At 45.8% G+C, this 25,354-nt stretch carries 23 protein-coding genes; all 23 read left to right on the top strand.

What is annotated here, in order from left to right:
* The first annotated feature begins 2 nt into the window (after window positions 1-2).
* A complete protein-coding gene (rfaE2, locus tag BM181_RS07765; protein WP_075443610.1) occupies window positions 3-476 on the top strand; it encodes a D-glycero-beta-D-manno-heptose 1-phosphate adenylyltransferase in 474 nt (157 codons plus the stop codon).
* 10 nt (window positions 477-486) lie between these two features.
* On the top strand, window positions 487-1,509 hold the full coding sequence (locus tag BM181_RS07770) for a glycosyltransferase family 9 protein (RefSeq protein WP_075443612.1): 1,023 nt from the start codon (window positions 487-489) through the stop codon (window positions 1,507-1,509).
* The gene (locus BM181_RS07775; protein ID WP_143092141.1) at window positions 1,506-3,491 is read left to right on the top strand and encodes an LTA synthase family protein; all 1,986 of its coding nucleotides are present in this window, start codon (window positions 1,506-1,508) and stop codon (window positions 3,489-3,491) included. The genes BM181_RS07770 and BM181_RS07775 overlap by 4 nt, the downstream gene beginning before the upstream one ends.
* 6 nt (window positions 3,492-3,497) lie before the next feature.
* Entirely contained in the window at window positions 3,498-4,664 is a 1,167-nt protein-coding gene (locus tag BM181_RS07780; protein WP_177207180.1) for a glycosyltransferase family 9 protein, read from the top strand.
* A 29-nt stretch (window positions 4,665-4,693) separates the two neighbouring features.
* The gene (gene rfaE1 / locus BM181_RS07785; RefSeq protein ID WP_075443614.1) at window positions 4,694-5,671 is read left to right on the top strand and encodes a D-glycero-beta-D-manno-heptose-7-phosphate kinase; all 978 of its coding nucleotides are present in this window, start codon (window positions 4,694-4,696) and stop codon (window positions 5,669-5,671) included.
* Window positions 5,672-5,701: 30 nt separating this feature from the next.
* Window positions 5,702-6,691, top strand: a complete 990-nt coding sequence (gene rfaD, locus BM181_RS07790) for an ADP-glyceromanno-heptose 6-epimerase (RefSeq protein WP_075443616.1) — start codon at window positions 5,702-5,704, stop codon at window positions 6,689-6,691.
* Window positions 6,678-7,235 carry a D-glycero-alpha-D-manno-heptose-1,7-bisphosphate 7-phosphatase gene (locus BM181_RS07795; RefSeq protein ID WP_082336228.1) on the top strand — a complete coding sequence of 186 codons (558 nt, stop codon included), beginning with the start codon at window positions 6,678-6,680 and terminating at the stop codon, window positions 7,233-7,235. The genes rfaD and BM181_RS07795 overlap by 14 nt, the downstream gene beginning before the upstream one ends.
* 85 nt (window positions 7,236-7,320) lie before the next feature.
* The gene (locus BM181_RS15560; RefSeq protein ID WP_256211324.1) at window positions 7,321-8,184 is read left to right on the top strand and encodes an L-lactate permease; all 864 of its coding nucleotides are present in this window, start codon (window positions 7,321-7,323) and stop codon (window positions 8,182-8,184) included.
* Window positions 8,070-8,861: an L-lactate permease gene (locus BM181_RS15565; RefSeq protein ID WP_256211328.1), complete on the top strand. Its 792-nt coding sequence runs from the start codon at window positions 8,070-8,072 to the stop codon at window positions 8,859-8,861. The genes BM181_RS15560 and BM181_RS15565 overlap by 115 nt, the downstream gene beginning before the upstream one ends.
* A gap of 126 nt (window positions 8,862-8,987) precedes the next feature.
* Window positions 8,988-10,220, top strand: coding sequence for an ATP-binding protein (locus tag BM181_RS07805; RefSeq protein WP_075443618.1), 1,233 nt, complete (start codon window positions 8,988-8,990; stop codon window positions 10,218-10,220).
* Window positions 10,214-10,975: a glycosyltransferase family 2 protein gene (locus tag BM181_RS07810; protein ID WP_082336229.1), complete on the top strand. Its 762-nt coding sequence runs from the start codon at window positions 10,214-10,216 to the stop codon at window positions 10,973-10,975. Before BM181_RS07805 ends, BM181_RS07810 begins: the two co-directional genes overlap by 7 nt.
* A complete protein-coding gene (locus BM181_RS07815; RefSeq protein WP_075443620.1) occupies window positions 10,972-12,099 on the top strand; it encodes a glycosyltransferase in 1,128 nt (375 codons plus the stop codon). Before BM181_RS07810 ends, BM181_RS07815 begins: the two co-directional genes overlap by 4 nt.
* Window positions 12,100-12,235: 136 nt before the next feature.
* A complete protein-coding gene (gene waaF, locus BM181_RS07820; RefSeq protein WP_075443622.1) occupies window positions 12,236-13,285 on the top strand; it encodes a lipopolysaccharide heptosyltransferase II in 1,050 nt (349 codons plus the stop codon).
* Window positions 13,286-13,358: 73 nt separating this feature from the next.
* Window positions 13,359-14,258 carry a VirK/YbjX family protein gene (locus BM181_RS07825; protein ID WP_075443720.1) on the top strand — a complete coding sequence of 300 codons (900 nt, stop codon included), beginning with the start codon at window positions 13,359-13,361 and terminating at the stop codon, window positions 14,256-14,258.
* 72 nt (window positions 14,259-14,330) lie between these two features.
* The gene (locus BM181_RS07830; RefSeq protein ID WP_075443624.1) at window positions 14,331-15,353 is read left to right on the top strand and encodes a glycosyltransferase family 8 protein; all 1,023 of its coding nucleotides are present in this window, start codon (window positions 14,331-14,333) and stop codon (window positions 15,351-15,353) included.
* A gap of 96 nt (window positions 15,354-15,449) precedes the next feature.
* Complete coding sequence (gene asnB / locus BM181_RS07835) at window positions 15,450-17,315, top strand: asparagine synthase (glutamine-hydrolyzing) (RefSeq protein WP_075443626.1); 1,866 nt, start codon at window positions 15,450-15,452, stop codon at window positions 17,313-17,315.
* A 77-nt stretch (window positions 17,316-17,392) separates the two neighbouring features.
* Window positions 17,393-19,147 carry a phosphoethanolamine transferase gene (locus BM181_RS07840; protein ID WP_075443627.1) on the top strand — a complete coding sequence of 585 codons (1,755 nt, stop codon included), beginning with the start codon at window positions 17,393-17,395 and terminating at the stop codon, window positions 19,145-19,147.
* Between the two features lie 307 nt (window positions 19,148-19,454).
* Complete coding sequence (locus BM181_RS07845) at window positions 19,455-20,114, top strand: hypothetical protein (protein WP_143092142.1); 660 nt, start codon at window positions 19,455-19,457, stop codon at window positions 20,112-20,114.
* A 90-nt stretch (window positions 20,115-20,204) separates the two neighbouring features.
* Complete coding sequence (locus BM181_RS07850; protein ID WP_177207182.1) at window positions 20,205-21,617, top strand: Fic family protein; 1,413 nt, start codon at window positions 20,205-20,207, stop codon at window positions 21,615-21,617.
* 6 nt (window positions 21,618-21,623) lie between these two features.
* Window positions 21,624-21,746: a hypothetical protein gene (locus BM181_RS15570; protein ID WP_256211325.1), complete on the top strand. Its 123-nt coding sequence runs from the start codon at window positions 21,624-21,626 to the stop codon at window positions 21,744-21,746.
* A gap of 162 nt (window positions 21,747-21,908) precedes the next feature.
* Window positions 21,909-22,766 (top strand): hypothetical protein, encoded by an 858-nt coding sequence (locus BM181_RS07855; protein ID WP_442758763.1) that lies wholly within the window; start codon window positions 21,909-21,911, stop codon window positions 22,764-22,766.
* Window positions 22,760-23,209, top strand: a complete 450-nt coding sequence (locus BM181_RS07860; protein ID WP_256211326.1) for a DUF4869 domain-containing protein — start codon at window positions 22,760-22,762, stop codon at window positions 23,207-23,209. Before BM181_RS07855 ends, BM181_RS07860 begins: the two co-directional genes overlap by 7 nt.
* A gap of 51 nt (window positions 23,210-23,260) precedes the next feature.
* Entirely contained in the window at window positions 23,261-25,294 is a 2,034-nt protein-coding gene (locus BM181_RS07865; RefSeq protein WP_075443634.1) for an LTA synthase family protein, read from the top strand.
* Window positions 25,295-25,354: the final 60 nt, after the last annotated feature.

Genomic DNA, 25,354 nt, shown 5'->3' on the forward strand with positions numbered 1-25,354 from the left:
AAATGCTGATAGATCCGAATGATATTGCTGCTTTCTGTGAAGTGTTGCGCAAGGGCGGCCAGAAGGTCGTGTTCACCAACGGCTGTTTTGACATCCTGCATGCCGGACATGTGACGTATCTGGAGAAGGCACGCTCCTTTGGCGACTGCCTGGTGCTCGGGCTCAATACCGATGCATCGGTGCGCGCCAATAAGGGGCCGACGCGGCCCATCAACAGTGAACTCGACCGCGCCAAGGTTGTCGGTGCGCTCAAGGCGGTGGATTATGTGGTACTCTTTGGCGAGCAGACTGCCGAAGCCCTGATTGCCAAGGTGAAGCCGGATATCTATGTCAAAGGCGGCGACTATACGCTGGAAACGCTGCCCGAGGCGAAGATCGTGCAGAGCTATGGCGGCCGGGTCGAGTTTGTCCAGATGGTCGCAGGCCGCTCGACAAGCAATGTGATCCGCAAGATCCAGCAGGGAGAGAACGAGTAAGGACGTTGTTATGAAGAATATACTTGTAGTGAAGCTCAGCGCCATTGGGGACGTCATCCATGCGCTGCCGGTTTCCTATGCCATCAAGGAAACGTATCCCGATGCGCATCTGACCTGGGTGGTCGAGCCGCCGGCTTATGACCTGTTGACGATGAATCCCTATATCGATGAGATCATCGTCTTTGAAAAGAAGAAATTCAAATCCATCGGCGGCTTCCTAGGCAACTATGGGCCGCTCAAGCGCAAGATCCAGCAGCGCCGTTATGATGCGGTGCTGGACTTGCAGGGGCTATTCAAGTCGGCGGCTATCGCGCGTCTTGGTCAGGCACCGGTGAAGCTTGGCATGTGCAACATGCGCGAGCTCAGCGACAAGATCTCTAAGCCTGTCATCGGCCCTAATGCCAATGGGCACATTGTCGAGCGGTATCTCGACGTCGCACGGGCCATTGGCTGCCGTGTCGATCAGGTGCGGTTCCCGCTGGAGGTGCCCGAACGCGAAGCAGAGCTCACGCAGCGGATCTTCAGCCAGGCGGGGGCCAATATGGGCAATCCTTATGTGGTGTTTGCCATCGGTGCCAACTGGCCGAACAAGCGCTGGCCGGTGGAGAGCTTTGCGGAGCTTTCCGACTGGCTCTATGAGCGGCGCTTGATTCCCGTCCTCGTGGGCGGCGGTGTCGTCGATGAGCAGCGGGCTGCTGAGATCTGTGCGCAGACGGAAATCCCGCCTATCGATCTTGTAGGCCGCACGAATTTCAAGCAGCTCACCTATATCCTGCAGAATGCCCAGCTCGTCATCGGCGGCGATACGGGTCCGGTGCATCTTTCGGCCGGCGTCGGCACGAAGACCATCATGCTGATGGGGCCGACGGATGCGAACCGCAATGGCCCGTACGGGCAGATGGAAAATGCCATTGAGGTTGACCGTACCTGCAGATACTGCTGGAAACGCGCTTGCCCGAAGAAGCTCGACTGCCTGGCAAACATCCAGGTCCAGCAGGTCTGTGAATTGATAAAGAAAGTCTTGCGGTTATGATACGTTTACAGAAATTTTTTGCGAGCATCCAACAGGATCTGAAGCTGTTTGCGGCTTTGTGGCTGTTGATCTGCTTGTACCGGATCATTTTCATATGGGATATGTCGTCATATCTTTCTGCGGCTGCTGATGCCAAGGAAATCGGTCTGGCGCTCTGGACGGGCGCCCGGCTCAGTCTGAAATCTGCTGGGGCCATCACGCTGCTGTCCTTTGTGTTCTGCTCATTGGCGGGAATCTTTTTGCCGCGGCTGGAGCTGGGCAGATTGCGCCTCTGGGTAGGGACGGCGGCGTCCTTTTTCTTATCTGTATTCTTTCAGGCCAGATTCCCCTATTATCGCGAATTCCATATGACCTATAATATGCAGGTCGTGCAGGGCTGGCAGGATGACCGTACAGCACTGTTCTGGACGATGGTGCAGGAATACGGCCTGCCTTGGCGGCTGGCGGTGGCGGTTTCCTTGGCTGTGCTTTTCTGGTATATCTTGAAACGCCTCTTGCAGACACCTGTGTTCCCGCTGCCAGCGCTCAAAGGCAAGCTGCCCGTGGCGATGGCATCACTGGGGCTGACGGCTGTGATTTTTGTCTTTGGCTTGTTTGTCCGCTTTGGTGCCAGCTTCAATTATGAGAAGGGCATCAATTGGGAAAACTGCGGTGTGACGAATGATGCCTTCCTCAATGAGTGCATACTGGACGATGTGCAGGCGCTCTATCGTGCCCGTGATTTTGCCATCAATATGGAGGCCGGACATATCGCTGGTGTGGATAGGGAGAATATCGGCAGATACCTGCGGCAGATCGCAGGGCATGAGGACTTGCAGGCAAAGGAGATAAAGCCGTACCTGGCACGTACTGCGCAGGGAGCAGAGATCCCGCAGCCCAGGCATATCTTCATCATTCTGGGCGAGTCGTGGGCGCAGTGGCCGATGCTGGATCAGTATGCGGATCTTCATGCTGCAGATGGCATCCGCAGCCTTGCTGCAGCTCCAGAGGGCTATGCGACGCAGTCGTTCCTGCCCAATGGCGAGTATACGGCAATCGCAATCACCGGTATGGTGACGGGACTGCCCGAAATCCATATTTCGCCGCAGTATCAGCTGCGGACCTTCAAGGAAGCCTATCCGACAGCCATGGCGCCGCAGTTCAAGCAGCTGGGGTATCAGGTGGACTTCTGGTATGGCGGGATTCCTTCGTGGGATAGCATCAACCGGGTAGCACTGGCGCAGGGCTTTGACCACTTCTATGGCTATCCCGATTATAATGCACCAAAGCAAAGCGCTTGGGGGACAAAGGACGGCTATATGTTTGACGCTTTGGAAAAACATCTTGCCGATGAACCGCCAACGGTGCATCTTATCATGACAGTGACCAATCATCCGCCGTATAACCTGGACCTGGCAGCCGAGGGTTTTGATCTCGCACGGGCAAAGGCTGCAACGGCAAAGCTGCCGCAGGCCGAGAATCCCGATGAGCTGGCTGTGGAGCTTGGCCATTACTGGTATATGGATAAGGTGGTGACGGAATTCGTCCGCAAGACGCAGGAAAAATATCCGGACAGCCTGTTTGTCATCACTGGGGATCATGCGGTGCGCATGGACCCTGGCACGCAGCCAACGTTGTTTGAACACCAAAGTGTGCCCTTTGTGCTCTATGGGCAGGGGGTTACGAAAGATATTCTGCCCGCGCAGGTGGTTGGCGGTCATCTGAATATCGTCCCGACGCTGCTGGAGCTTATTGCACCGAAAGGATTCCAATATTATTCGCTGCTACCGAGTATGACCAGGGGATCGCAGGCTGCATTCAATGGTTCGACTTGGCTGGCTGACGGAATGATTGGCCAGCTGGAGGGCAGCAAGGTATCGATGCTGAACGGACAGGACGCTGGCGATGCGCCGGCAGCCAGACAGAAGGTAGACAGTATCCTGCCAGCTGTGCGTACAATAGCCTGGTGGCTGCTGCAAAAGGGGAATTCAGTGGAGGAGTAATCATTCGTGTATCATAATATCCTCGTAATCAATCTCATGCATATCGGCGATCTGATGCTGGCGACGCCGGTCCTGCGCACTTTGCGCACGAACTATCCGGAGGCCCGCATCAGCCTGCTCGCGGACAAGAAGCTCCGCGATCTCGTCGAGCAGAATGAATATATTGACGAATGCCTGCTTATCGACAAGAAGGGCAAGGACGACCATTTCGGCTCGCTGTTCCGGTTCATCTGGGGACTGCGGCAGAAGAAATACGATCTGGTCATCAACCTGCACCGCAACGAGCGTGCCTCGGCGATTGCGGCGTTTTCTGGTGCCAAGCGCATTGTCGGCTACAGCAAGCCAGGCTTTTCGCTGTTTTTTGACAAGGTCATGCAGAATCCATCGGTGGCCCATCATATCGGCCAGGGGCCCTTCCACCTGCTGCCGCCGTACAGATATGTGCCAGGCTGGAAGCATCAGGTGCATGCGCACCTTGAGGTGCTGAAGGAGGCAGTTGGTGTTGATACCATCGATGACGGCGGCCTCGAGATGTGGCTGCCCGAGGCGGCCGAGCAGGAGGCGGAGTCCCTTTGGCAGCAGCATTTTGCGCCTGAGGACAAGGTCATTGCCTTCAACATCGGTGCGAGCTGGCCGACCAAGCGCTGGCTGGACAGCTATTTTGCCGAGTGTGCCGATGCGCTCATTGGCCGTGGCTATCAGGTGGCTTTCTTTGGCGGCCCGATGGATCTATCCATTGTCGAGAAGTGCATCGCGCAGATGGCGCAGAGGGACAGCGGCAAGCTGCATGTGTTTACGGGCAAGGTGAGCCTTTCCGTACTGGCAGGGCTGCTCAAGCGCTGCTGCTTGTTCCTGACGACGGATTCAGGCCCGATGCATGTCGGTGTAGCCATGAATGTCCCGATCGTCACGATGTTTGGTGCGAGCCCTGTGCCGGGCTTCTATCCCTACGATGCCAAGGATGTGCTCGTCAAGGCACCTGTGGCCTGCCATCCCTGCGGCATCCATGAATGCCCGCATGCCGGGGAGGAGAACCTCGCCTGCATGAAGAAGATCACGCCAGCCGTCGTCATGGAACAGGTCGATGCGCTGCTCGAGAAATACCAAGGGGTTCCAGCGTATCAGCTGCCCGCACATTATGGGGACTATGAGTGCCAGGTGGTGGAAGCCTAGCCGGGCGGTCAAGGAAGGAGAATCCGCGAATGGATAAGCAAGCGATGCATGATTTCATTGCCAACGGCACGGCAGGCTGCCGTCTTCTCGTCGTGGGCGATGTCATGCTGGATAAATATTTCTATGGTGAGGTCACGCGCATCTCGCCGGAGGCACCGGTACCGATCACGCATGTGCTGTCTTCGAAGGAGACGCTGGGTGGTGCGGCCAATGTGGCGCATAATCTGGCACTTCTGGGCTGTGCGACGGATATCGCTGGTTTTGTCGGCGAGGATTACCATTGCCAGAGCCTGCTCGATAAATTCACCGAGCGCGGCATCAGCTACAATGGCCTCATCCGTACCGACCGGCCGACGACGACCAAGCTCAGGATCATCGGCGGCCATCAGCAGATGATGCGCCTGGACTTCGAGGAGGCCGAGCCGGTCGAGGGTCCGTATGCTGACCGGCTGCAGGGCTATGTGCAGGCGGCGCTCGCGCAGGGCGCGGATGCCATCATCATCTCGGACTACGGTAAGGGCTGCTGCACGCCGGCAACCTGCCAGGCAATCATCCAGGCGGCGCACGAGCACCAGGTTCCCGTCATCATCGACCCGAAGGGCAGTGACTGGGATAAATATGCTGGTGCGGACTATATCACGCCGAACCTCAAGGAAATCAACGAGATCCTGCCCGCGCGCATCAAGAACGAAGATGAAGCCGTCGAGAAGGCGGCGCGCTATGCGATGGAAAGATATCAGCTCAAGAACATCATCGTGACACGTTCGGAGAACGGCATGACGCTGGTGACGCCGCAGGAAATCACCCATATCCCGACGAAGGCGCAGGAGGTCTACGATGTCTCGGGCGCCGGCGATACGGTCATCGCGGTCTTTGCCTTGGGGCTGGCCGGGGGGCTGGCACCTGTCTGCAGCGCCCGGATGGCCAATCTGGCCGCCAGCGTGGTCGTCGCCAAGCTGGGAACCTATGCGATAAGCAGGGAAGAGCTACTTGAAGTCTTGCAGTAAGACGTGTTCTGGAATAGGAGGAAACATACCATGATCATTGTAACCGGAGGCGCCGGTTTTATCGGCAGCAATATCGTTAAGGAACTCAACCGCCGTGGCCGCACGGATATCCTTATCGTCGACGATCTGAAAGATGGTGCGAACTACAAGAACCTGCGTGGTCTGCAGTTCATCGATTACCAGCATAAGGACGATTTCCTGCAGAGCATCGAGGAGGACGACTTCGACGGCACGGACATCGATGCCGTATTCCATGAGGGCGCTTGCTCCGATACGATGGAGTACGACGTCAACTTCATGATGCGCGTCAACTACGAATACTCGAAGTCCCTGCTGCACTTCTGCCTGCAGCATCGCATCCCGTTCCTCTATGCGTCGTCGGCATCGACTTATGGCAGCGGCAAGAATGGGTTCCGCGAGGGCGATGAGTGTGAGGATGCACTGAATCCGTATGCTTTCTCGAAGCTGGCCTTTGACCGCTATGTGCGTCAGGTCATGCCGGAGGCCAAGAGCCAGATCGTCGGCCTCAAGTATTTCAACGTCTATGGCCCGCAGGAGCATCATAAGGGCAAGATGGCATCCATCTTCTATCAGCTCTACAACCAGATCAACGAGTCGGGCAAAGTCCGCCTGTTCAAGGGCTGGGGCGATATCAATGGCACGCCGGTCAAAGATGGCGAGCAGCGCCGTGACTTCGTCTATGTCAAAGACGTGGTGAATGTCAACCTCTGGTTCTGGGAGAACAAGGGGAAGAGCGGCATCTACAACTGCGGCACGGGCCATGCCCACAGCTACAACGAAGTGGCACAGGCTGTCATCGCCGCGATGGGCAAAGGGGAGATCACCTACCGTGAATTCCCGGAAGTGCTCAAGGGCAAATACCAGAACTACACGGAAGCTGATCCGACGAACCTGCTGACCGCTGGCTATGACGAGGGCTTCCATGAGATGAGCGATGCGGTGAAAGAATATGTCGGATTCCTGGATGCCGGTGGCTATTTTGTCTATGGACAGGACTAATAGCCTTCCCCTGGAGGGGAAGGTGGGCGCGAAGCGCTCGGATGAGGTGACGAAAGCTGTATTCTTCGACCGCGACGGTACGCTCAATGTCGATATCCACTACCTGCACCGTCCGGAGGATTTCGTCTGGATCGAGGGGGCCAGGGAGGCCATCAAGTACGTCAACGACTTGGGGTACCTTGCAATCCTCGTCACGAATCAGAGCGGTGTGGCGCGCGGCTACTATCCCGAAGAAGACGTGAAGAAGGTCTATGACTGGATGAATGAGGAATTAGCCCAGGTTGGAGCGCATCTTGATGCGCTCTATTTCTGTCCGCACCATCCGGCGGGGAAAATCCCGCAGTATACCAAGGAATGTGCCTGCCGCAAGCCGCAGACGGGCATGGTGGACAAGGCCTGCCAAGACTATGCGATCGACCGCGGCCAGTCCTTCTTTGTCGGCGACAGCGATGGCGACATGGCGTGCGCGCAGCGGGCGGGGCTTACCGGCATACGCTATACGGCAGGCAGCTTGCTGGACTGCCTGCAGGACATTATCCATTGATAAAAGTCCATGGACAGCACAGGAATTTATTTGCGGGCAGCGAATAGTATTCCGTAGAAAATAGAATGTTAGGGGAGGGATACTTGTGACCCTTTTTTGGCTGGCCGTGCTGCCGATACTCTGGTTGATATTGGCGCTTTCCGGCCTGAAAATGGCGGCCTGGAAGGCCTGCCCTGTGGCGCTTTTCCTGTCACTGGTGGTAAGCATCATGAATTTCGGCATGCCTTGGGATTACATGGCCAGTGCCGTGCTTGAAGGCACGGCACTGGCGTGTTGGCCGATACTTCTTATCATCACAGCGACTATCTATACATATCATCTATCGGTACATACGGGGGGCATGGAGCGCATCAAGGCCATGCTCACCTCGGTCAGCAGCGATTACCGCGTGCTGATCCTGCTCATCGCCTTTGGCTTTGGCGGTTTCCTTGAGGGAATGGCGGGCTTCGGTACGGCCGTGGCGATCCCGGCCAGCATGCTCGCGGGCATGGGCATCAATCCCGTAAGTGCCGTGGCCGTCTGTCTGGTGGCTAACTTCGTGCCATCGGCTTATGGCTCGATTGGCATTCCGCTGGTTACCTTGTCGGGCATCATGGGGACAGATCCTGCCCAGCTGGCTACCTATGTGGCGCTGCAGATCAGCATCCTGGGCATTTTCTGCCCCTTCCTGATGGTGGCGATTGCTGGCGGTGGCTGGCGGGCTATCCGCGGCATGGTGCCTATCTGTCTGGCAGCTGGCGTCGGCTATGTCGCGGCCCAGCTCGTCGTATCGTATTTCCTGGGGCCCGAGCTGGCGGGCGTCGCGCGGGGGCTGTCTGCACCATGGGAGCCATCATGGCTGCCGTGCGGTTCTTTCCCCCGCAGGATTTTGCCTATGTGCTGCAGCGGGAGGAAGCGCCAGCCGTCAACCGCCGGCAGGCGTTCTTTGCCTGGCTGCCCTTTGTGCTGATCTTCATCCTGCTGCTCCTGACCAGCAAGCTGGTGCCGATGATCTATGATTCGATTTCGCAGATTCGCACGTCAGTGCTTATCTACAAGGGGGATGGCGGCAGTCCCTATACCTTCCACTGGGTTGCGACGCCGGGCATGGTGATTTTCTTTGCCACGTTCCTCAGCGGCTTCATCCAGCGGACGCCCCTGGGCGACATGCTGCAGGTCCTGCGCAAGACGGTGTTTAGCCTGCGGCCGACCTTTGTGACGATCATCAGCATCATCGCCACGGCCAAGGTCATGGGCTATAGCGGCATGACAACGACCATCGCTGACCATACCGTGGCAGCTACGGGCGTCATGTATCCGGCTATCGCCGCCTTCATCGGCTCGGTGGGCGGTTTTATCACAGGATCGGCAACGTCCACCTGCATCCTTTTAGGCAAGCTCCAGATGGATGCGGCCGTGGCCATCGGGGCCTCCGAGAACACACAGGTCTGGATAGCTGCGGCCAATGCCACGGGCGCCTGTGCGGGAAAGATCATCGCCCCGCAGAGCATCGCCATCGGCGTCGCAGCCATTGGCGTCGCCGGGCGCGGCAGTGAAAGCCAATTGCTGGCCTTGGCGATGAAGATATACCTGCCGTTTATCCTGCTGCTGGGATGTTTGGTTTATATGGGACGAATATGGTTATAATGGAAATTTACAGCTTTGAAGCTTTTCAATCGTAGGAGAAACGAAATCCGCACAAAAGTGCGGATTTTTTTTTCTATGTATAGTATAATTAAATGTTAGTAGTCTTTGGAATACAGGAGTAATGATGTGGATAAATGGCTAGTCAAGTCGGGACTTATTGGAGAGACAACACAATATGATAAAAAAATACAGCCTGATTTTAGAAAGCCGAAAAGTTGGCTTAAAAGTGTCAGTGCCTTTGCAAATAGCTTGCCTTCACGATATGCGAGAGAAAATTTTGCATTTCAGGATTTAAAACGTTTGTATAAACGACAGACACATAATATATTGACGGAAACAGATTTAGAATCGTTTGGGTTGCTGACGGACGATGGTTACTTGACTAATGCTGGCGCATTGATGGCAGATGATTCTCCTATTCGACATTCGCGAGTTTTTTGTACGCGTTGGAGTGGACTTGACAAGACAGATGGGTTAGTTGAAGCGCAAGATGATATGGAGATTTCTGGCAGTTTAGTGGAGCTCTTTTTGCAATCAATGGACTTTGTAAGAAGAAATAATAGGTTGCGCTGGAAAAAACTGTCTGTTTTTCGGGTAAATATGCCAGACTATCCAGAACGTGTTGTACAGGAGTGTATTATCAATGCATTGATTCATCGTGACTATTTGGATGTTGGCAGTGAAGTGCATATTGACATTTTTGATGATCGTATGGAGATATATTCTCCGGGAGGAATGTTTGATGGCTCCCAGATACAAAATTTAGACATATATCATGTAGCTTCAAGGAGACGTAATCCTGTAGTAGCAGATTTATTTCATCGTATGAATCTGATGGAACGACGGGGGAGTGGGTTCCGTAAAGTATGTGATGGTTACAAACGGGCATATTTATATCGGGAGTCTGTAAGGCCACAGTTGTTTTCTGATGAAGCGAATTTTAGAGTAACGTTATTCAATCTTAATTATAATGTACCACCAATTGAGGCTTATGAAGAGGAAAAAGTAGTCTTTGCCGCTGGAAATGAGGTCGGTGCCGCTGGAAATGAGGTCGGTGCCGCTGGAAATGAGGTCGGTGCCGCTGAAAATGAGGTCGTTGCTCTTGATAATCAGCTAAAAAGAAGTAAGGTATCTAAAATAATGCGGACCCATATTATGATGGTCTTTAGTAAAACTACGACAAATGCTGTCTTTTCTCGCAAAGATATTGTAGAATGGTTAGGTTTTTCAGCTGCTTCTGCAGGCGGGCGGGTATTGGCGAAAATGAAAGAATTGAAGCTTGTGGAGCCTGTAACAGGATCGGGTAATGGGAAATATCGGTTTCGAGAAGAGTTGTATGGAGAATTAGTGCGATGGTGAGACTTGCAGTTATCATTCTAACCAAGAATGAAGAGAATAATATTGAGGACTGTATCCAAAGTGCGTCGTTTGCTGATGAAATTGTCATAATAGATTCTGGCAGCACCGATGCGACGCAGGCCAAGGCCGAGGCCTTGGGAGCACGCTTTGTCGTGCACCCGATGGGAGACGATGGCTTTGCTGGACAGCGTAATTTTGCCTTGACACAAACTGAGGCTGAATGGGTGTTTTTCCTTGATGCGGATGAGCGTATTTTGTCAGAGACAAGTTTTGAAATACGCAATGTTATTAATGAAGATAGGAATGTAGTATATCGTATCAAACGTATGAATATTCTATTTGGAAAATTGATGCGGCATGGAGCACATGCTCCGGATTGGTGTATACGATTATTTCCGCGTAAAGAAGTATGTTGGAAAGGGAAGGTACATGAACATCCTGAATTCAAATTGACTTGTTTAGATTTGAAGGGATGTATGCATCACTATACTTATAAAGATTGGGGTCGCTATTTTTATAAGCTAGGTCAGTATACGGATATGATGGCGGATAAGATGCATCAACGAGGAAAAAAAGCAGATTTAGTGGATTTGATTCTGCGTCCAAGCTACGCTTTTATTCGGGCGTATTTTTTTAAGTTAGGATTTTTGGATGGAGAATTAGGATTTATTTTTTCTGTTTTGCATGGTTATTACACGTTTATGAAATATTTAAAACTTCGGTACATTTATAGTAGTAAGGAATTAATAAAATGAAAGTAGCGATACTAGAGACTGTTAAGGCTAGTGCCGGATTTGAACTGGAATTTGATAGGATTATCATTGAGGCATTGAGGGAATGTGGTCATAATCCGGTCATGATGCTTCCTGAGGGGGCCAAGCTCGATTATGATTTTGATGTTCCTAAGTATTACTTATCAGGTGGCGGAATTATCTCTTATGATGGTGTTAAGGGATTGAAAAAAATATGGTATTCATATTTACGGGAAAAGCGTCGTGTAAAGTGGTTCGATGCAGCAGTCGGTATGGCTAAAGAAAAAGGTATAGATGCAATTGTATTGACTACGGCAACTTATCGCTATATGCGTGCGCTAAAAAAAAGTAGATTGCGGAATATTGACATACCGGTATTTTTTATTTTTCTAGGAGTAAATCCTCAAGAAAAACCGAGATTTTTATCTAAGGCAAATGATTGCTTGCCATATAAGAACATACATCTGTGCGTGACGACGTTAAGAGATGATTTCGGAGAAAATCGTCCTCGAAATGTTAAATTAATAAAGCCGCCAGTAATGATTCCTAAAAAATGTCAATGTCAAGCTGAACATAATCCGTTACGGATTGGTTTTTTTGGACATTATCGGAAGGGCGAAAAAAATATTGATTGGCTGCTGAGACTTGCAAATGAAGCAGTTTTTAATCGACCAGTGAAGTTCGTTATCCAACTAGTACCAACAACAGAAGAAGATCGTAGGGAAGTTGAACAGATTGTTGCTGGGTATAAAGAAAACCAAGTGGAATTTATCACACATAAGCTGTTGAATGATGACTGGTATAATGCAATACAATCTGTTGATATAGTGTATTTGCCATATACCGCGGAACGTTATCTTTATAATTGGAGTGCTATTTATTTTACAGCTATTGGTGCCAAAAAACCAGTGCTCACAACGAATGTTCTTAATCCAGAAGTAATGAAAAAATATTCTATTGGTGCATACATAGATGTAAATGATTTTTCTTTATTTAGGCATGAGATGGAAACGTTTGTTGATGGATATGAAAAAGAAAAAAATAAGTATGCATTAGAATTAGAAAAAGCGAACATGGAATATGGAAAGATGACATTTATCAATAATTTGTTAAAAAATGATACATAAAGTTTTTTGTTGATAGATGTATTCTTATTGAATTAGGAAATAAATAAGTTTGTATTTGAAAATGCGTCGTGAATAATGATGGCTTTTTTATATGTTGTAGATGAATGGATAAGTATCAATATGGAGAAAAATTACGATGAAACAATATAAGAATATACTCGTTAATGCCTTAATTAATTTAGGGGATGTAGTAGTTAGTACAAGCGCTATTGCTATTTTAAAAAAAGTATATCCTGATGCAAAAATAACGATGCTAGTTAAACCTGTAGTTGTAGAAGCATTGGTGAATAATCCGCTGATTGATGAGGTTATTCCGTTTCAATATAAGGCTAAAGAAAACTCAGTGAAAGCCATGTTAAAGATGGTTAGATTGCTGAAAAATAAAAAATATGATTTATCGATTTCATTTGACCGTAAATTGCGCCCTGCATTGCTTTGTTATTTAGCAGGGATTCCGGTAAGAGTAGGTCCGGATCGCGTGTTTGGTGATACGCCGAGTAAAGTTACTTGGCTTTATACAAACGTTGTTCATTTAGAGCATGATTTAAATAATACGCTACAAGCTGAGACATATCAATCGATAGTCCGAGGTTTTACTGGGAGTGATATTCATGAAAATCCAGTATTTGCACGAATAACAAAGGAATCGCAGAACAATGCGCAAAAGCTTTTACAACAGCTGCCATACAAGAAGAAACGTATAGCATTGTGTGTAAAAGGGACATTTCCATTAAAAACTTGGCCAAAGGAATATTTTGTACGATTGGTTGACATGTTGGTGGAAAAGTATGATGCATCATTCTATATTATTGGTGCACCAAATGATCGGGAATATGCTGATGAAGTAATAGAGGCGATGCATCAGAACGTTTTGAATTTTTGTGGGAAAACATCGTTAGTAGATCTTGCTGCAATTATGGAGCAGACGGATTTATTCGTTACAGTTGACACAGGAGCGACGCATATTGCTGCAACAACTGGTGTAAAAATGGTTACGATGTATGGGTGTACGAGTCCTAAGCGTTGGCGTCCTATTAACGTCAACGCAAGAGCTCTTTCAAGTGAAGAAAAATGTTGTCCTTGTAGTGTTCGAGTAGGTGAGTGTCCAAGCGCACCAAAGCCTGATTGTTTATGGCATATTACTCCAGATATGGTATTGAAGGAATGTATAGCGTTGTTGGATTAGATTGATGCTACCTGAGAAACTGTACATAAATATTAAAAGCTCATATTTTGAGCTATTAAAGAATGGAGAATCTATGTTAGGTTATATTGATATCGGAAGAAAAATATACAATATGCAGAATCCTAGGGAAGTTCATCGTTTCGTGGTGTTTGCCATCCGTTGCTTGTTACACCCTTTTCGGATGAAGCGGTTGGAAAAATTTTTTCATAGTACGCCGCTTATGGAAAAGATTGCAGCAGAATATGGCTTTGTTTATGAGCAGCCGACGCGAGCTTTCTTTTATAACAAATCTACTTTTTCTGAGCGAGCAACGCTGGTGGAAGAGCATATGGAATATTTGGCGGAACATGTAAAGGAACAGGATTTTCTGGATTTGTATGCAAAAAAAGAAAAGTTGCTTTGGCAATCGACGGATGAAGGTGCTGGTTTAAGGCTTGTTCTTTCTTATCATCCGGGACAACGTAAGGAAGGTCTGTTATCGTTAGTTCTATCTTGCGATGAGGGAGAATTATATCAGATGATTTTCTGGATTGCTAAAGATAGGCAAAGAGAATGGTCTTTGTGGATTGGCGCGATGCAGGGCCCGAATATGGAGAATGCACGGGAGATTATTAAAAGGGTAACAAAACGTTGTCATGCATACAGGACAAAAAACCTTATCTTGCATGTGACACAGGAACTTGCAAGGGCTTTGAGACTCAAGCATATCTATGCGGTAACTAATCATGGATATTATGCAAATAATCATATCCGCCGGGACCGTAAACTAAAGACAGACTTCAGTCAGTTTTGGCAAGAATCGGGAGGAACGCCTTGCAAAGATTTGCGTTTCTTCGAATTGCCTTTGAAAGAGTATCGTAAGACCATGGAAGAGATACCAACTCGGAAAAGAGCAAACTATCGAAAAAGATTTCAGATGCTGGATGAAATCGATGAATCGATTTTAGTGCGTATGAAGCGGCTAATGAAGTGAGAAGAGAAAATATGAAAAATATGCAGAGAAATGCCCAGAAAGAGATTATATGTCGAAAAGGTGGATTTTAGGATGTATGAACAGGACTTAAAACGGATAATCAGCAGTGTAGAAAATATAGGAAGGAGTCCAAATGCTGAAAATTTCAATATAGCTGTAGGCGTTAACGAAAAATTTGTTGCGCCATTAGGGATAATGCTTACTTCGCTGGCAATCAATAATCCGAAAAGGGAAATAGATGTAAATATCGGAACAAGTGACATTTCTGCTGATAGTATAGACCGCTTGAAGAAGTTTGTGGAGCGATACAGTAATATATCGATTAATATATATCATATTGATGGGGAGACTTTGGCTGATTATGTGGGGAGAAATAATCCAACCGCAGCATATTATCGTGTGGTAATGGCAACTGTATTGTATCCGGCTGTTAAGAAGTTGCTTTATATGGATGTAGATACATTATTCTTAGGTAAAATAGAGGACTTTGAAGCGATAGAATTTGGTGATAAAACATTCTTTGCGGTAGAAGATACCTTGCGGGGCATCTCGTTGAAAGAACATAAAGAAGAATTGGGATTGGGAAAAGAAGATAAATATTTCAATTCTGGTGTTATGTATATTGATTTGAAGAAATGGCATGAAAATAATATTTCAGAAAAAGTTATTGAGATGTTGCATGAACGAGCTATGGGGATAAGAACGTTCAGCTTTATGGACCAAGGGGCAATGAATAGTGTAACTGTTGGTTTATGGGGAGAGCTGTCGGATAGACTTCACTTGATGATTCCTGTACTGAGAGAGAAGTATAAAGGAAAACTACTGGAAGATACAGTTATATTACATTATGCTGGAGCGTATAAGCCGTGGAAATTTACAAGTGAAGGTGAGCTTGCAGAGTTGAGTGAGAATTGTGTTGATGTCGCATTGTTTGATAAATACAGAAAAGAATCGTTATGGACAGATTTTTATGGATATCAAAAGAGGTACACAACGTTAAGGCTTATTTCGCGATGGATGATGATAAAGGGTGAGTATGGATTATTTATAAAATGGTATATAAAGTATTTATTGTGTAAATATAAAATGGATTGATTGGTGAATGACTGTCAGGAAATAGGCATTCCCTCGTGAAAAAATGTTGCTTATGATTTATATGTTGTGATGATTGGAAAGGAACCGTAAACTATTATGTGTGGGATTTGTGGTTTCGTGTCAACAAGGAATACTGACATAAATAATTTAAAGTATATGAATGACAGCATCGAGCATCGTGGCCCGGATGATTGCGGCGAATATATTGCTAGAATGGGAAGGATGACTGTTGGCTTAGGTCATAGAAGACTATCTGTTTTGGATTTGTCTCAGGCTGGTCATCAACCAATGTTTTATGGGGATGATGTGGGGATTGTTTACAACGGAGAAATTTATAATTTTAGAGAAATACGCGATAGACTAATAGCAAAAGGCTACGTTTTTCATAGTGACTGTGATACAGAGGTGATTCTTGCCGCTTATTTAGATAAGGGGATTGAATCTGTTGATGATTTTAATGGAATGTTTGCGTTTGCGTTACTGGATTTTCGAACACAGGAGATTTTCCTCGTACGTGATAGAATGGGAAAGAAGCCTCTTTATCTTTATGATGATGGCAAGGATATTGTATTTTCCTCAGAATTAAAACCAATATATCGGTATCCTCATTTTCGAAAAGAGTTAAGAACAGATTTGATGGCACGATATATGTATCGTGGATATTTTGGTGGTAGAGATACAGTTTTTCATAATGTTGAACGTGTCCTCCCTGGTCATATTATTCGGTACAAGATTCAAGATATAGGACATTCTAAGCAAGATATTTGTTATTGGAATGTTCCTGAAGTGTATGATAAGTATAAGAATTGTGGTCCTGATGATTTTGCAACTGCAAAAGAAGAGTTGCGGGAATTGCTGTGTAAAGCTGTAAAACGCCGACTTATTGCAGATGTTCCAGTTGGAACTTTTTTGTCAGGAGGTATAGATTCGTCGTTGATTACAGCCATTGCGCAGGCAGTCAGTGATCAGAAGATAAAAACCTATAGTATTGGTTTTTATAATGACAAGGATAATGAGGCAAATTATGCTTCGAAAGTTGCAGATGCTTTAGGCACAGATCATCATGAACTCTATGTGGATGAACATAACTATCGTGAAATGCTGGATGATATGTGCTACTATTTTGATGAACCACATGCAGATAATTCAGCGATACCTACGATGTTGGTCTCTAAATTTGCCCGTCAAGATGTAACGGTAGCACTTTCTGGTGATGCGGGGGATGAACTTTTTTGTGGATATGATTCATACGATAAAATGGCTTATATGGATAAGATGTATCCGTATGCGAAGGTAACACAATTCCTGGCAAGGGGAATCTATAGAATAACTGGCAAACATATAAAGTCCAAAAGGTCGGATAAAATAAATATGTTTTTTGGACAGCCATTATCTGTCACGCAGTTGTTAACAAAATATGATATTGATGAAGCAGAACAATATGTATTGGGAGAACAGGCGGGGATCGCTTTTGACGAAGCTGATTTAAGAGAAGAATCCTATCAGATTCGGAAGATGTTATTAGATCAGATTACGTTTATGACTGATGATATACTGGCAAAAGTGGATAGAGCGAGTATGCGTTTTTCATTGGAATGCAGAAGCCCTTTGCTTGATCCTGATATTATAAAATTTTCCTATAGCATTCCACAAAAATTTAAATATAAGGACAAGAAACATAAAAAATATATTTTGCAAGAATTATTGGCAGATTATGTTCCTAGAAAATTATTCGAACGTCCTAAACATGGGTTTTGCATGTCGGTTCGATCTTATTTAGATGACAACGATGACTTGAGAAAGTATATAGAACCAAGTTATTTGAAAAAACAAGGGTTATTTGATGCAGAGGCAATAAAAAATTTATATAGTTCCTTTTTAACTCATAGTTATAGAGAGGCACATAATGTGTTGTGGAAATTCTATGTATTTCAAATGTGGTATGAACGCTTCATGACCTAAAATTAAAGAGATGAAGTATTATCAAATTTGTAGATGATTCAATGAGATGAATATGTCAGAGAAACGAGGATGTATTAGTGAAGAAATACTGTGATATAAAGTTATTGGTTTTCATGTATATAAGTTCAACAATTATCACGTCGTTGGCAATGAAGAACTTCAGCTTGAAGCATACTACTTTTTTGCTTGTGGCATCGTTGTTGATTGTGTTGCAACGAAAAATATATGTTTATAAGAATTCGTATTATCGGATGCTTATTGCCTTGCTTGGGGCATCTTTTTCCGTTTTCATCGTCAGGTTCTTGGCGCCAGGACAAATAAAAGTATGGGATGTTGATACTTTTATTGCTTTTGCGGTGGCAGCTGTCAATATAAGCTTATTGATTGTATCGCTTATCAATTCTAAGTGTGTCCGCAATATAGCAGCTGTGTTGCTGGGGGGAGTTTTTGTTCTTCCTTTGTTGTTGATATGGGGAAATTACTTTTCGGAACATACTTGGATAAATGCTGATGCAATTTCGGCTATCTTGCAAACGAATCCTTCAGAGGCAATGGATTACCTTCGTGATCGTATGGAACTTAAAGTGGCCTTTGTTTTTGCGGGAATAGCGGCATTGGCAGCGTTCTTGTATAAAAGTCTTCATCAGTTAGAGATTAAGAAGGCAAAGAAGAATTACATTCTTATAGTGTTACTGATTGTTTTAAATATTGTATTGATGGTAAGGACGAATGACAATTTTGTAACTTGGGCTGCGCATGAAGCTCGTGACTATCAGGAAAGCTATGCAGAATATGTTCGCGCTAAGCAGGAACGCAATGAGAATGTCTTAAAAAATATGTCATTTATAGAAAGTGGCAATAAGGGTATATATGTTTTGGTAATTGGCGAGTCTGAAGCACGGAATCATATGTCAGCATATGGATATGGAAGAGAAACAACACCTTGGCTGGATTCGGTAAAAAATCAAGAAAATGTGATTCTTTTTTCTAATGCATATGCTTGTTATTGTGATACGGGGCATGCCTTGCCGTATGTATTGACCGCCAAAAACCAGTATAATGATATGGAAATAAAAGAAGCTGTATCTATCGTTGATATGGCCAAAGCTGCTGGCTTCAAGACAGTATGGCTTAGCAATCAGGTTCGTTTCAGTGGTTGGGATAACCCCATCACGATTATTTCTGATGAATCGGATCAGCAGATTCGTATCAATACGCATATCGGCAATACACTGGATACGGATTATTACGATGGAGAATTGGTTAATCGCCTAGATGATATCGATTATTCAGATAAGATGCTGATTGTTATTCATTTGATGGGCAGTCACCTATCCTATCATAGCCGTTATCCTGTAGAATTTGAAAAGTTTACAGGTGAGGGATATCTTAGTGAGTATGATAATAGTGTTTACTATACGGATTATGTCGTCAACAATATCGTTGACAAATTGTCACAGAAAAAAGATTTCAAGGGCTTAATCTATTTTTCTGATCATGGAGAAGGGATAGACAAAGATTTATCGCATAACTCGGCAAACTTTGTATATGATATGGTATATATTCCGTTCTATATGTATTTGTCGCCACGCTACATGGAAGAAAACAAAGAAGCTGTTCGGATGTTGAAGAGCAGAGCAAATGACTATTTCACGAATGATTTGATATTCAATACGGTTATGGGCGTAATGGGAATCAAGGCGGAAAGTGTTTATGAACCAGAAAATGATTTAACCAGCCAGGATTATGATGGCAATCTCGGACGCTTCCTGACTATGTATGGTACAAAGAAAATCAGCGATGATCCGGGGTTGGAGAAAGGAACTGATTAGTGTAATATTTTGTATGGAAGGATAGCTTTATTCTATATAAACGTATTTTTGCGTGAGTTGGTTGAGTATGTTATTATTTATATATTTTATATATGCATTTATGTTTATGCTGTGTCAAATAATAAGTGGGGTATGTGATAATGAAACGAGAATGTTGAAATTTCGCGACAAAGTCTTTACGCGATTTATTTATAATATATTGATTATTCCTAAAATACAAAGGTTACAAAGAAAAATATTATTATCATATTATAGATTCTATGAAAAAAGATTATTGATACATCTGACAATTATAGAGGCATACGCCTTGATTGTACCTTGGTTTAGTGGGCGATTGATGGGGGTTATATATGAGGTGTTGCTATTAGCATATATATATTGGTGGCGGAACATAAAGGTAAATAGATGTGTAATAAATGATTTTATTGTGCATAGTATACCGATTTTGTTAATGATATATATGTGGGCTGTGAAATTGTTGAAAATAATTAATGAGCTAGCAATGGATGGGGAGAATAAATATATATCAACGCTTTTCTTTTTTATGATAGATTTGGTGGTTGTTATTGCTATTGGAATGATGTGGTGCTGGGAAATTAATATGTATTATGGTCCTTTTTCTAGGATGAAAAGGAAAGTGATTTGGATGAGTATGCTATCATTACATATAGCGATGATGATTTATTCTTTCGGTATTGTTAATATTATTCAATCTGAAAATAGTACGATGATTATGGAACAATTAAAGGAAGATAGTGGGAGTGAATATGTGATTCGTATAGCAAAATATTCTGTAGCTCCTGTGTTAGGATGCAATGAGAATGTGGGGGGGTTATTTAAGTATAATTATGGTGTAAAAAATATGATAAGTGGGGATTCTTTAAGAGAAAATGATGCCCTTTTATTTGAATCTTTGTTTGCTATGGGAGTTGTATACTTTTATTCAAAAATATTACCAGATGTATAATTGGTTATCATTAGATATTAGTGGATGATTTGTCGAATCTTTTAGTGAGATAAAGAAGGTAAAACATTAGTTGAAGGGATGGTGTATAAATTGAATCTTGGAGAAGAGAACGAACAAGTTGAGTTTAAAAAGAGCACTAGCGAATTGAAGGAGGCCGTATATTCAATTGTTGCCATCCTTAATAAACATGGTGTTGGTGATGTGTACTTTGGTATTCGTAACGATGGGACCGTGGTGGGACAAAATATTACCGATCATACGTTGCGTGAGGTAAGTCAGGCTATCCGTACACATATTAAGCCGGTAATTTATCCGGAAATTACTAAAGAGATGATTGATAATCGTCAGGTTGTGCACGTCAAGTTCAAGGGATACGCGCAACCCTATTTGGCGTATAATATTCCGCGGATTCGTGTAGCAGACGAAGATTTGGTTATGGATCAGGACGCTTATGCAGATATGCTTAGAATTCGTGAGGACAAGGGGCGTAATTGGGAACAACGTGAGTCAGAGTATCAGATTTCGGATGTAAATACAGGGGTGTTAAAAGATTATTTGCAACGTGCGAAACAGGTGGGACGAATCACGTTTTTGGAAGAAAATCCCATTGTAGTGTTGAATCGGTTGAATCTTGTTCGTGGCTCGAGATTGCTCAATGCAGGCGCAGCATTGTTTGTGGAAAGCAATATAAACGAAATTCAAATGGCGAAATATGCCTCGGATGAGCGGTTGACCTTTACGGATATTCGTAGAGAGACAGGATCAATTTTCAAATTGGTTCGTATGGCGGAGCAATACTTAGTAGATGCTATGGATTGGCGTGTAGAATTCAATGGCAGTATGAAGCGGGTAGAGGTTCCTGAGATTCCAGTTGGTGCATTACGTGAAGCGCTAATCAACGCTTTTGCGCATCGTTCCATTGAATCCGGGGAAAGTATTGATGTAGCTGTTTATCGCAATCGGATAGAGATATATAGCCCTGGGGAGTTTCCAAATCGCTTGACGCCACAGATGTATATTGAAGGAAATGAACGTCCCATCAGGCGAAATCCGTTGATTACGCGTGTGTTATACTATTCGCAGGATATGGAGAGTTTTGCGACAGGGTTGAAGCGTATTCAGCATTTATGTGATGTGGCAGGATGTAAGGTGGATTATCGTAAGGATGCGTATGGATTTACTGTAATTTTTTCGCGTAGAAAAGAGCATCACTCCCAAGTCACCCCCCAAGTCACCCCCCAAGTCACCCCCCAAGTCACCCCCCAAGTCACCCCCCAAGTAGTATTCGATGACCCTAAAATAGTTCGCTTGTTGGCATTTTGTGAAACGCCTAGGTCATTGCAAGAGATGATGCAATGCTTAGAGTTGACAGATCGTAAGCATTTTCGCCGTCGGTATCTGAATCCATTATTAGAATCGGGTCAGTTGCGTATGACAATGCCGAATAAGCCACGGAGTAGTTTGCAGAAATATATTGCTGTACCTGCTGAACAGAGGGAGTGAAAAAGGATGGATTTACCAGAAAAAATTATTGCGGGGATAAAAGAGCTGGCTAAGGAGTATAATGTCCAAAAGGTAGTTCTGTTTGGCTCGCGGGCGCGTGATGGCGTGACGATTTATGAAAAAGTATGAAACCCATATCAGCAATTTGCGAGTAAAGGTAAAATGAGGTGAGTTTTTTTGCGTGGCAGTTACGATGTGGTGATAAATAGCCGAAGATTGCAGTATAAATTTACAATCCGGCGGAATGTGACGATTATCCGAGGTCAGAGTGCCACGGGAAAGACTACGCTCGTGGAAATGATTCGGGATTGCAATGAAAATGGTATCGATAGTGGCATTACGATAAGTTGCGACAGGGAATGTGTGGTTTTGTCAGGCCGTAAGTGGGAGCGGGATATAGCGGAGCTGAAAAACTGTATCATATTTATCGATGAAGGCCATAATTTTGTATTATCGCAGGACTTTGCTACAGCTATCCGTCACTCGTCTAACTACTATGTCATCGTTACACGTGAGCGTTTGGAAAATATTCCGTATAGCGTAGATGAGATTTACGGCATAAGGACTTCGGGAAGATATGGGGAACTGAAATCTTCCTATCATGAGTTCTATCGCTTGTATGAAAATATTCCCTTCAAAGGAAATGGCAAGATAGAGAATATCCTGACGGAAGATTCCAATTCGGGCTATCAGTTCTTCCGGGAGATTATCCAAGAGCATGGAGGCGATTGCATAGCGGCTGCGGGAAAGTCGAATATGGCTAAGGCGGTTATGGATAGCAAGGGTCCTGTGCTGGTTATTGCTGATGGAGCCGCGTTTGGCCCCGAGATGGAACGGATTACTGAGCTTATGAAAATTCGTGATAATATTTATTTGTACCTTCCGGAGTCTTTTGAGTGGCTGATTTTGCAATCGGGACTTATTCTAAGAGAAAACTTGCTGGATATGCTGGCGAAGCCTTATGCTTATATTGATAGCGAGAAATATTTCAGTTGGGAACAGTTCTTTACAGAAGTTTTGCAGGATAGTACGAAAGGCACGATTTATCAGTATGCGAAAAGCAAGCTGAATCCTGTGTATCTGCATGAGAATAACAAGATGAAGATATTGACGGCGATAAGACCGCTGGCAGATCGGTTGGGATGGTGATTCAGGTGTTGCATGTCTTTTATGGCGATATGCCAGGGGTTATTTTTAATACAGCAGTGTTTTTTAAAAACAGCTATGATGATGATTGGATTGTGGATGATTTTTCCAAGCGGATGATTGCTGATGTAGATAAATCTGAAGTTTTGGGAACAGGGGTTATTGACAGTCCTGTACTGGGGAAGATTGCGCCAGAGCGGTTGTCGGGAGGCGTGAAGACTTTGATGCTGGTGAAGTTCATGCCAGAGATGGTTTTCAATGCTTCGGCTTGTGGAAATAATTGCGCCAAGTGGCTGCTGAAAATTGCGGAGAATGAGGATCGGACGGTGAATTTGCGCAATATCATGAACTTTGGTGAGGAGCCGTTTGCTATCCATGTAATCAATACGGACCAAGTGGTACATAGCATGCAGGAACTGGTGCCTATTGCGGTCAGATATGTATAGCAATATTAGAGGCGGGGCGCTTTTGTCCTATGAAATGTTGGGGGTTAGGTAATGTTTTTAGCGTTTTGGGCAGGGTTGCAGCAGGATATCAAGCTGGTACTTTTGGCTCCAGCGGTTTGTGCGATTTTTCGGCTGGCGTTTATATTGGTTTATGGGCCGAAGAAAAGTCCCGTGGGGGAGTGGCGTAAGTGGTTTACGTGTTTTCGCTATGGTTTCTGGTGGGGCATGGATTTCAATGCGTATGTATATCTGTATCTATTGGTGCTTGTCTCACTGCCGGCGGCGTTTATCCCTGCGTATTATGCTGTAGGTGACACGGTACGGCTGATTGGTGTTACGGTATATCTGGTGGTGCTGTATACGGCCTTTATGGGAAAGATGATTTTCTATTATCATTTCCATGATACCTTCAATCCGACAATGAAGCTGGGCGTCAATGCAGATAAGATGAACTTTGTCGATATTTTTTTCAATCAGAACTATGGGGCATGGATTCTTCTTGGCTATATTCCCTATACCTGGCTGAGCTGGCAGGTGGGCAGCTGTTTGCTGCGCCTGCCAAGTCTGCCATACCTGTCGCTTTCATCGCCTTGGTTGCAGTATGGGCTCAATACGGTAGTGTTTTCGGCGTCCGTGGTGCTTTTTTATTGGCTGCGCTATGGTGGTACGTTGCGGCATCGCCAGAAACCTGAGTGGGATGAAGTGCCACCAATTGTAAAGAATGATATGTTCCTGGGTAAGGCAACCGTGGATGATTTGATTGCGTTTGAGCTGGCGTGCAAGAGTACTGTCAGTGAGGCTCTTTTGCATACGGATGCAGAGTCGCTTGAGGTGCTGCGGCCGGTTCTTTCTTCGCCGCAGATGTTTTCCGAGAACTTGTGGGCACCCTTTCAGCATCAGACAAAGGGGGCACGCATCCGTAAGCCTAAGCATATCTTTTTCCTTTTGGGTGAGAGTCATGGGCAGGCGCCGTTCGATGCTCCGTATGAATATCTGAATCTGATGGAAGCCAGCCGCCGTTACCGCAGCCAGGCACATACGGTAGCCATAGATAATTTCCTGCCAGCAGGCATGATTTCACAGCCAGCATTGACTAGTTTGTTGGCTGGTGTTTATGATGCCGGCATGGAGCTTAATGAGAATAAGGCATTCTGGTATGGCAATATACCTATATCGCTGCCGTTGCAGCTGAAAAAGCTTGGTTATCGCACGGAGTTCTGGTACGGAGGCGGTCTGAACTGGGGTAGTCTCGAGCACTTTGTTCCCGCAATCGGATTTGATGCCTGGCATGGCGGCCCGGATTTCTGTCCGAAAGGTTCGCCGAAGACTTGGCTGGGGGTTTATGACCATATTTTCCTGGAGCAGGCCGCTAAACTCATTCAGCAGGATGATACGGAGCAGCCGGTGTTCCACTTCCTGTATACGACATCGAATCATGGCCCATATAATATGCCGTATGCGGAGTATGGATTCTCAGCGGAGAAGGTTATGCCTGCGGCGCCGGAGGCTTTGCTGAAACATGGCAAGATGATGAAACAGATGGCTGGTATCTGGTATGCGGATCAGGCACTGATCAAGTTTGTTGAAAAGATGCAGACAGTTTATCCAGACAGTCTGTTTGTTGTCACAGGGGACCATACCACAGGGCTTATTCCGTTCCAGTGTGGTGTGGTGGGCCGTACGGAGCCGAATCTGCGTGAGCGGGTATTGACTTCCTTTGCGATATCACATCCGGAGCTTACTGCGGATATGCTGGCCGAAAATACGATTGGCGGGCATATGAATATTATGCCGACGCTATTTGAGCTCATTGCACCGGCAGGCTTTACGTATTATTCTATTGCGGAGCCGCTGACAGAGCCAATCCATCGTGTGGTTACGCCTTACTGCTGGCTGACCCATGACAGGATTGGCGATTATCGGGATGGCTTGTCGCAGCAATTGGCAGTTTCGGAAGATTTGCTGCCGTTTGAGCGTGACCGTGAGAAGTTCCGCGAGGAGCGCGATGCATGGTGTGAGCTGACCGGTTGGCTGGTGCGTCATCCGGAACTCCTTGATGATGCCGGACGAGGGAAAATGGTGTAAGCGTGAATATTTATGCGGAAGTGGTTCCATCGCATGACAGACTGAGTATAAGCGTGTATA

It is taken from the genome of Pseudoselenomonas ruminantium, assembly GCF_900113715.1.
Taxonomy (GTDB): Bacteria; Bacillota; Negativicutes; order Selenomonadales; family Selenomonadaceae; genus Selenomonas_A; species Selenomonas_A caprae.

Coding starts and splice junctions, on each gene's coding strand:
- asnB (WP_075443626.1), top strand. CDS start 15,450: ATGTGTGGGATTTGTGGTTTCGTGTCAACAAGGAATACTGACATAAAT.
- BM181_RS07830 (WP_075443624.1), top strand. CDS start 14,331: ATGTATGAACAGGACTTAAAACGGATAATCAGCAGTGTAGAAAATATA.
- rfaE1 (WP_075443614.1), top strand. CDS start 4,694: ATGGATAAGCAAGCGATGCATGATTTCATTGCCAACGGCACGGCAGGC.
- BM181_RS07770 (WP_075443612.1), top strand. CDS start 487: ATGAAGAATATACTTGTAGTGAAGCTCAGCGCCATTGGGGACGTCATC.
- BM181_RS07860 (WP_256211326.1), top strand. CDS start 22,760: ATGGTGATTCAGGTGTTGCATGTCTTTTATGGCGATATGCCAGGGGTT.
- BM181_RS15570 (WP_256211325.1), top strand. CDS start 21,624: ATGGATTTACCAGAAAAAATTATTGCGGGGATAAAAGAGCTGGCTAAG.
- BM181_RS15565 (WP_256211328.1), top strand. CDS start 8,070: ATGGCTGCCGTGCGGTTCTTTCCCCCGCAGGATTTTGCCTATGTGCTG.
- waaF (WP_075443622.1), top strand. CDS start 12,236: ATGAAACAATATAAGAATATACTCGTTAATGCCTTAATTAATTTAGGG.
- BM181_RS07795 (WP_082336228.1), top strand. CDS start 6,678: ATGGACAGGACTAATAGCCTTCCCCTGGAGGGGAAGGTGGGCGCGAAG.
- rfaD (WP_075443616.1), top strand. CDS start 5,702: ATGATCATTGTAACCGGAGGCGCCGGTTTTATCGGCAGCAATATCGTT.
- rfaE2 (WP_075443610.1), top strand. CDS start 3: ATGCTGATAGATCCGAATGATATTGCTGCTTTCTGTGAAGTGTTGCGC.
- BM181_RS07865 (WP_075443634.1), top strand. CDS start 23,261: ATGTTTTTAGCGTTTTGGGCAGGGTTGCAGCAGGATATCAAGCTGGTA.
- BM181_RS07810 (WP_082336229.1), top strand. CDS start 10,214: ATGGTGAGACTTGCAGTTATCATTCTAACCAAGAATGAAGAGAATAAT.
- BM181_RS07815 (WP_075443620.1), top strand. CDS start 10,972: ATGAAAGTAGCGATACTAGAGACTGTTAAGGCTAGTGCCGGATTTGAA.
- BM181_RS07775 (WP_143092141.1), top strand. CDS start 1,506: ATGATACGTTTACAGAAATTTTTTGCGAGCATCCAACAGGATCTGAAG.
- BM181_RS07825 (WP_075443720.1), top strand. CDS start 13,359: ATGTTAGGTTATATTGATATCGGAAGAAAAATATACAATATGCAGAAT.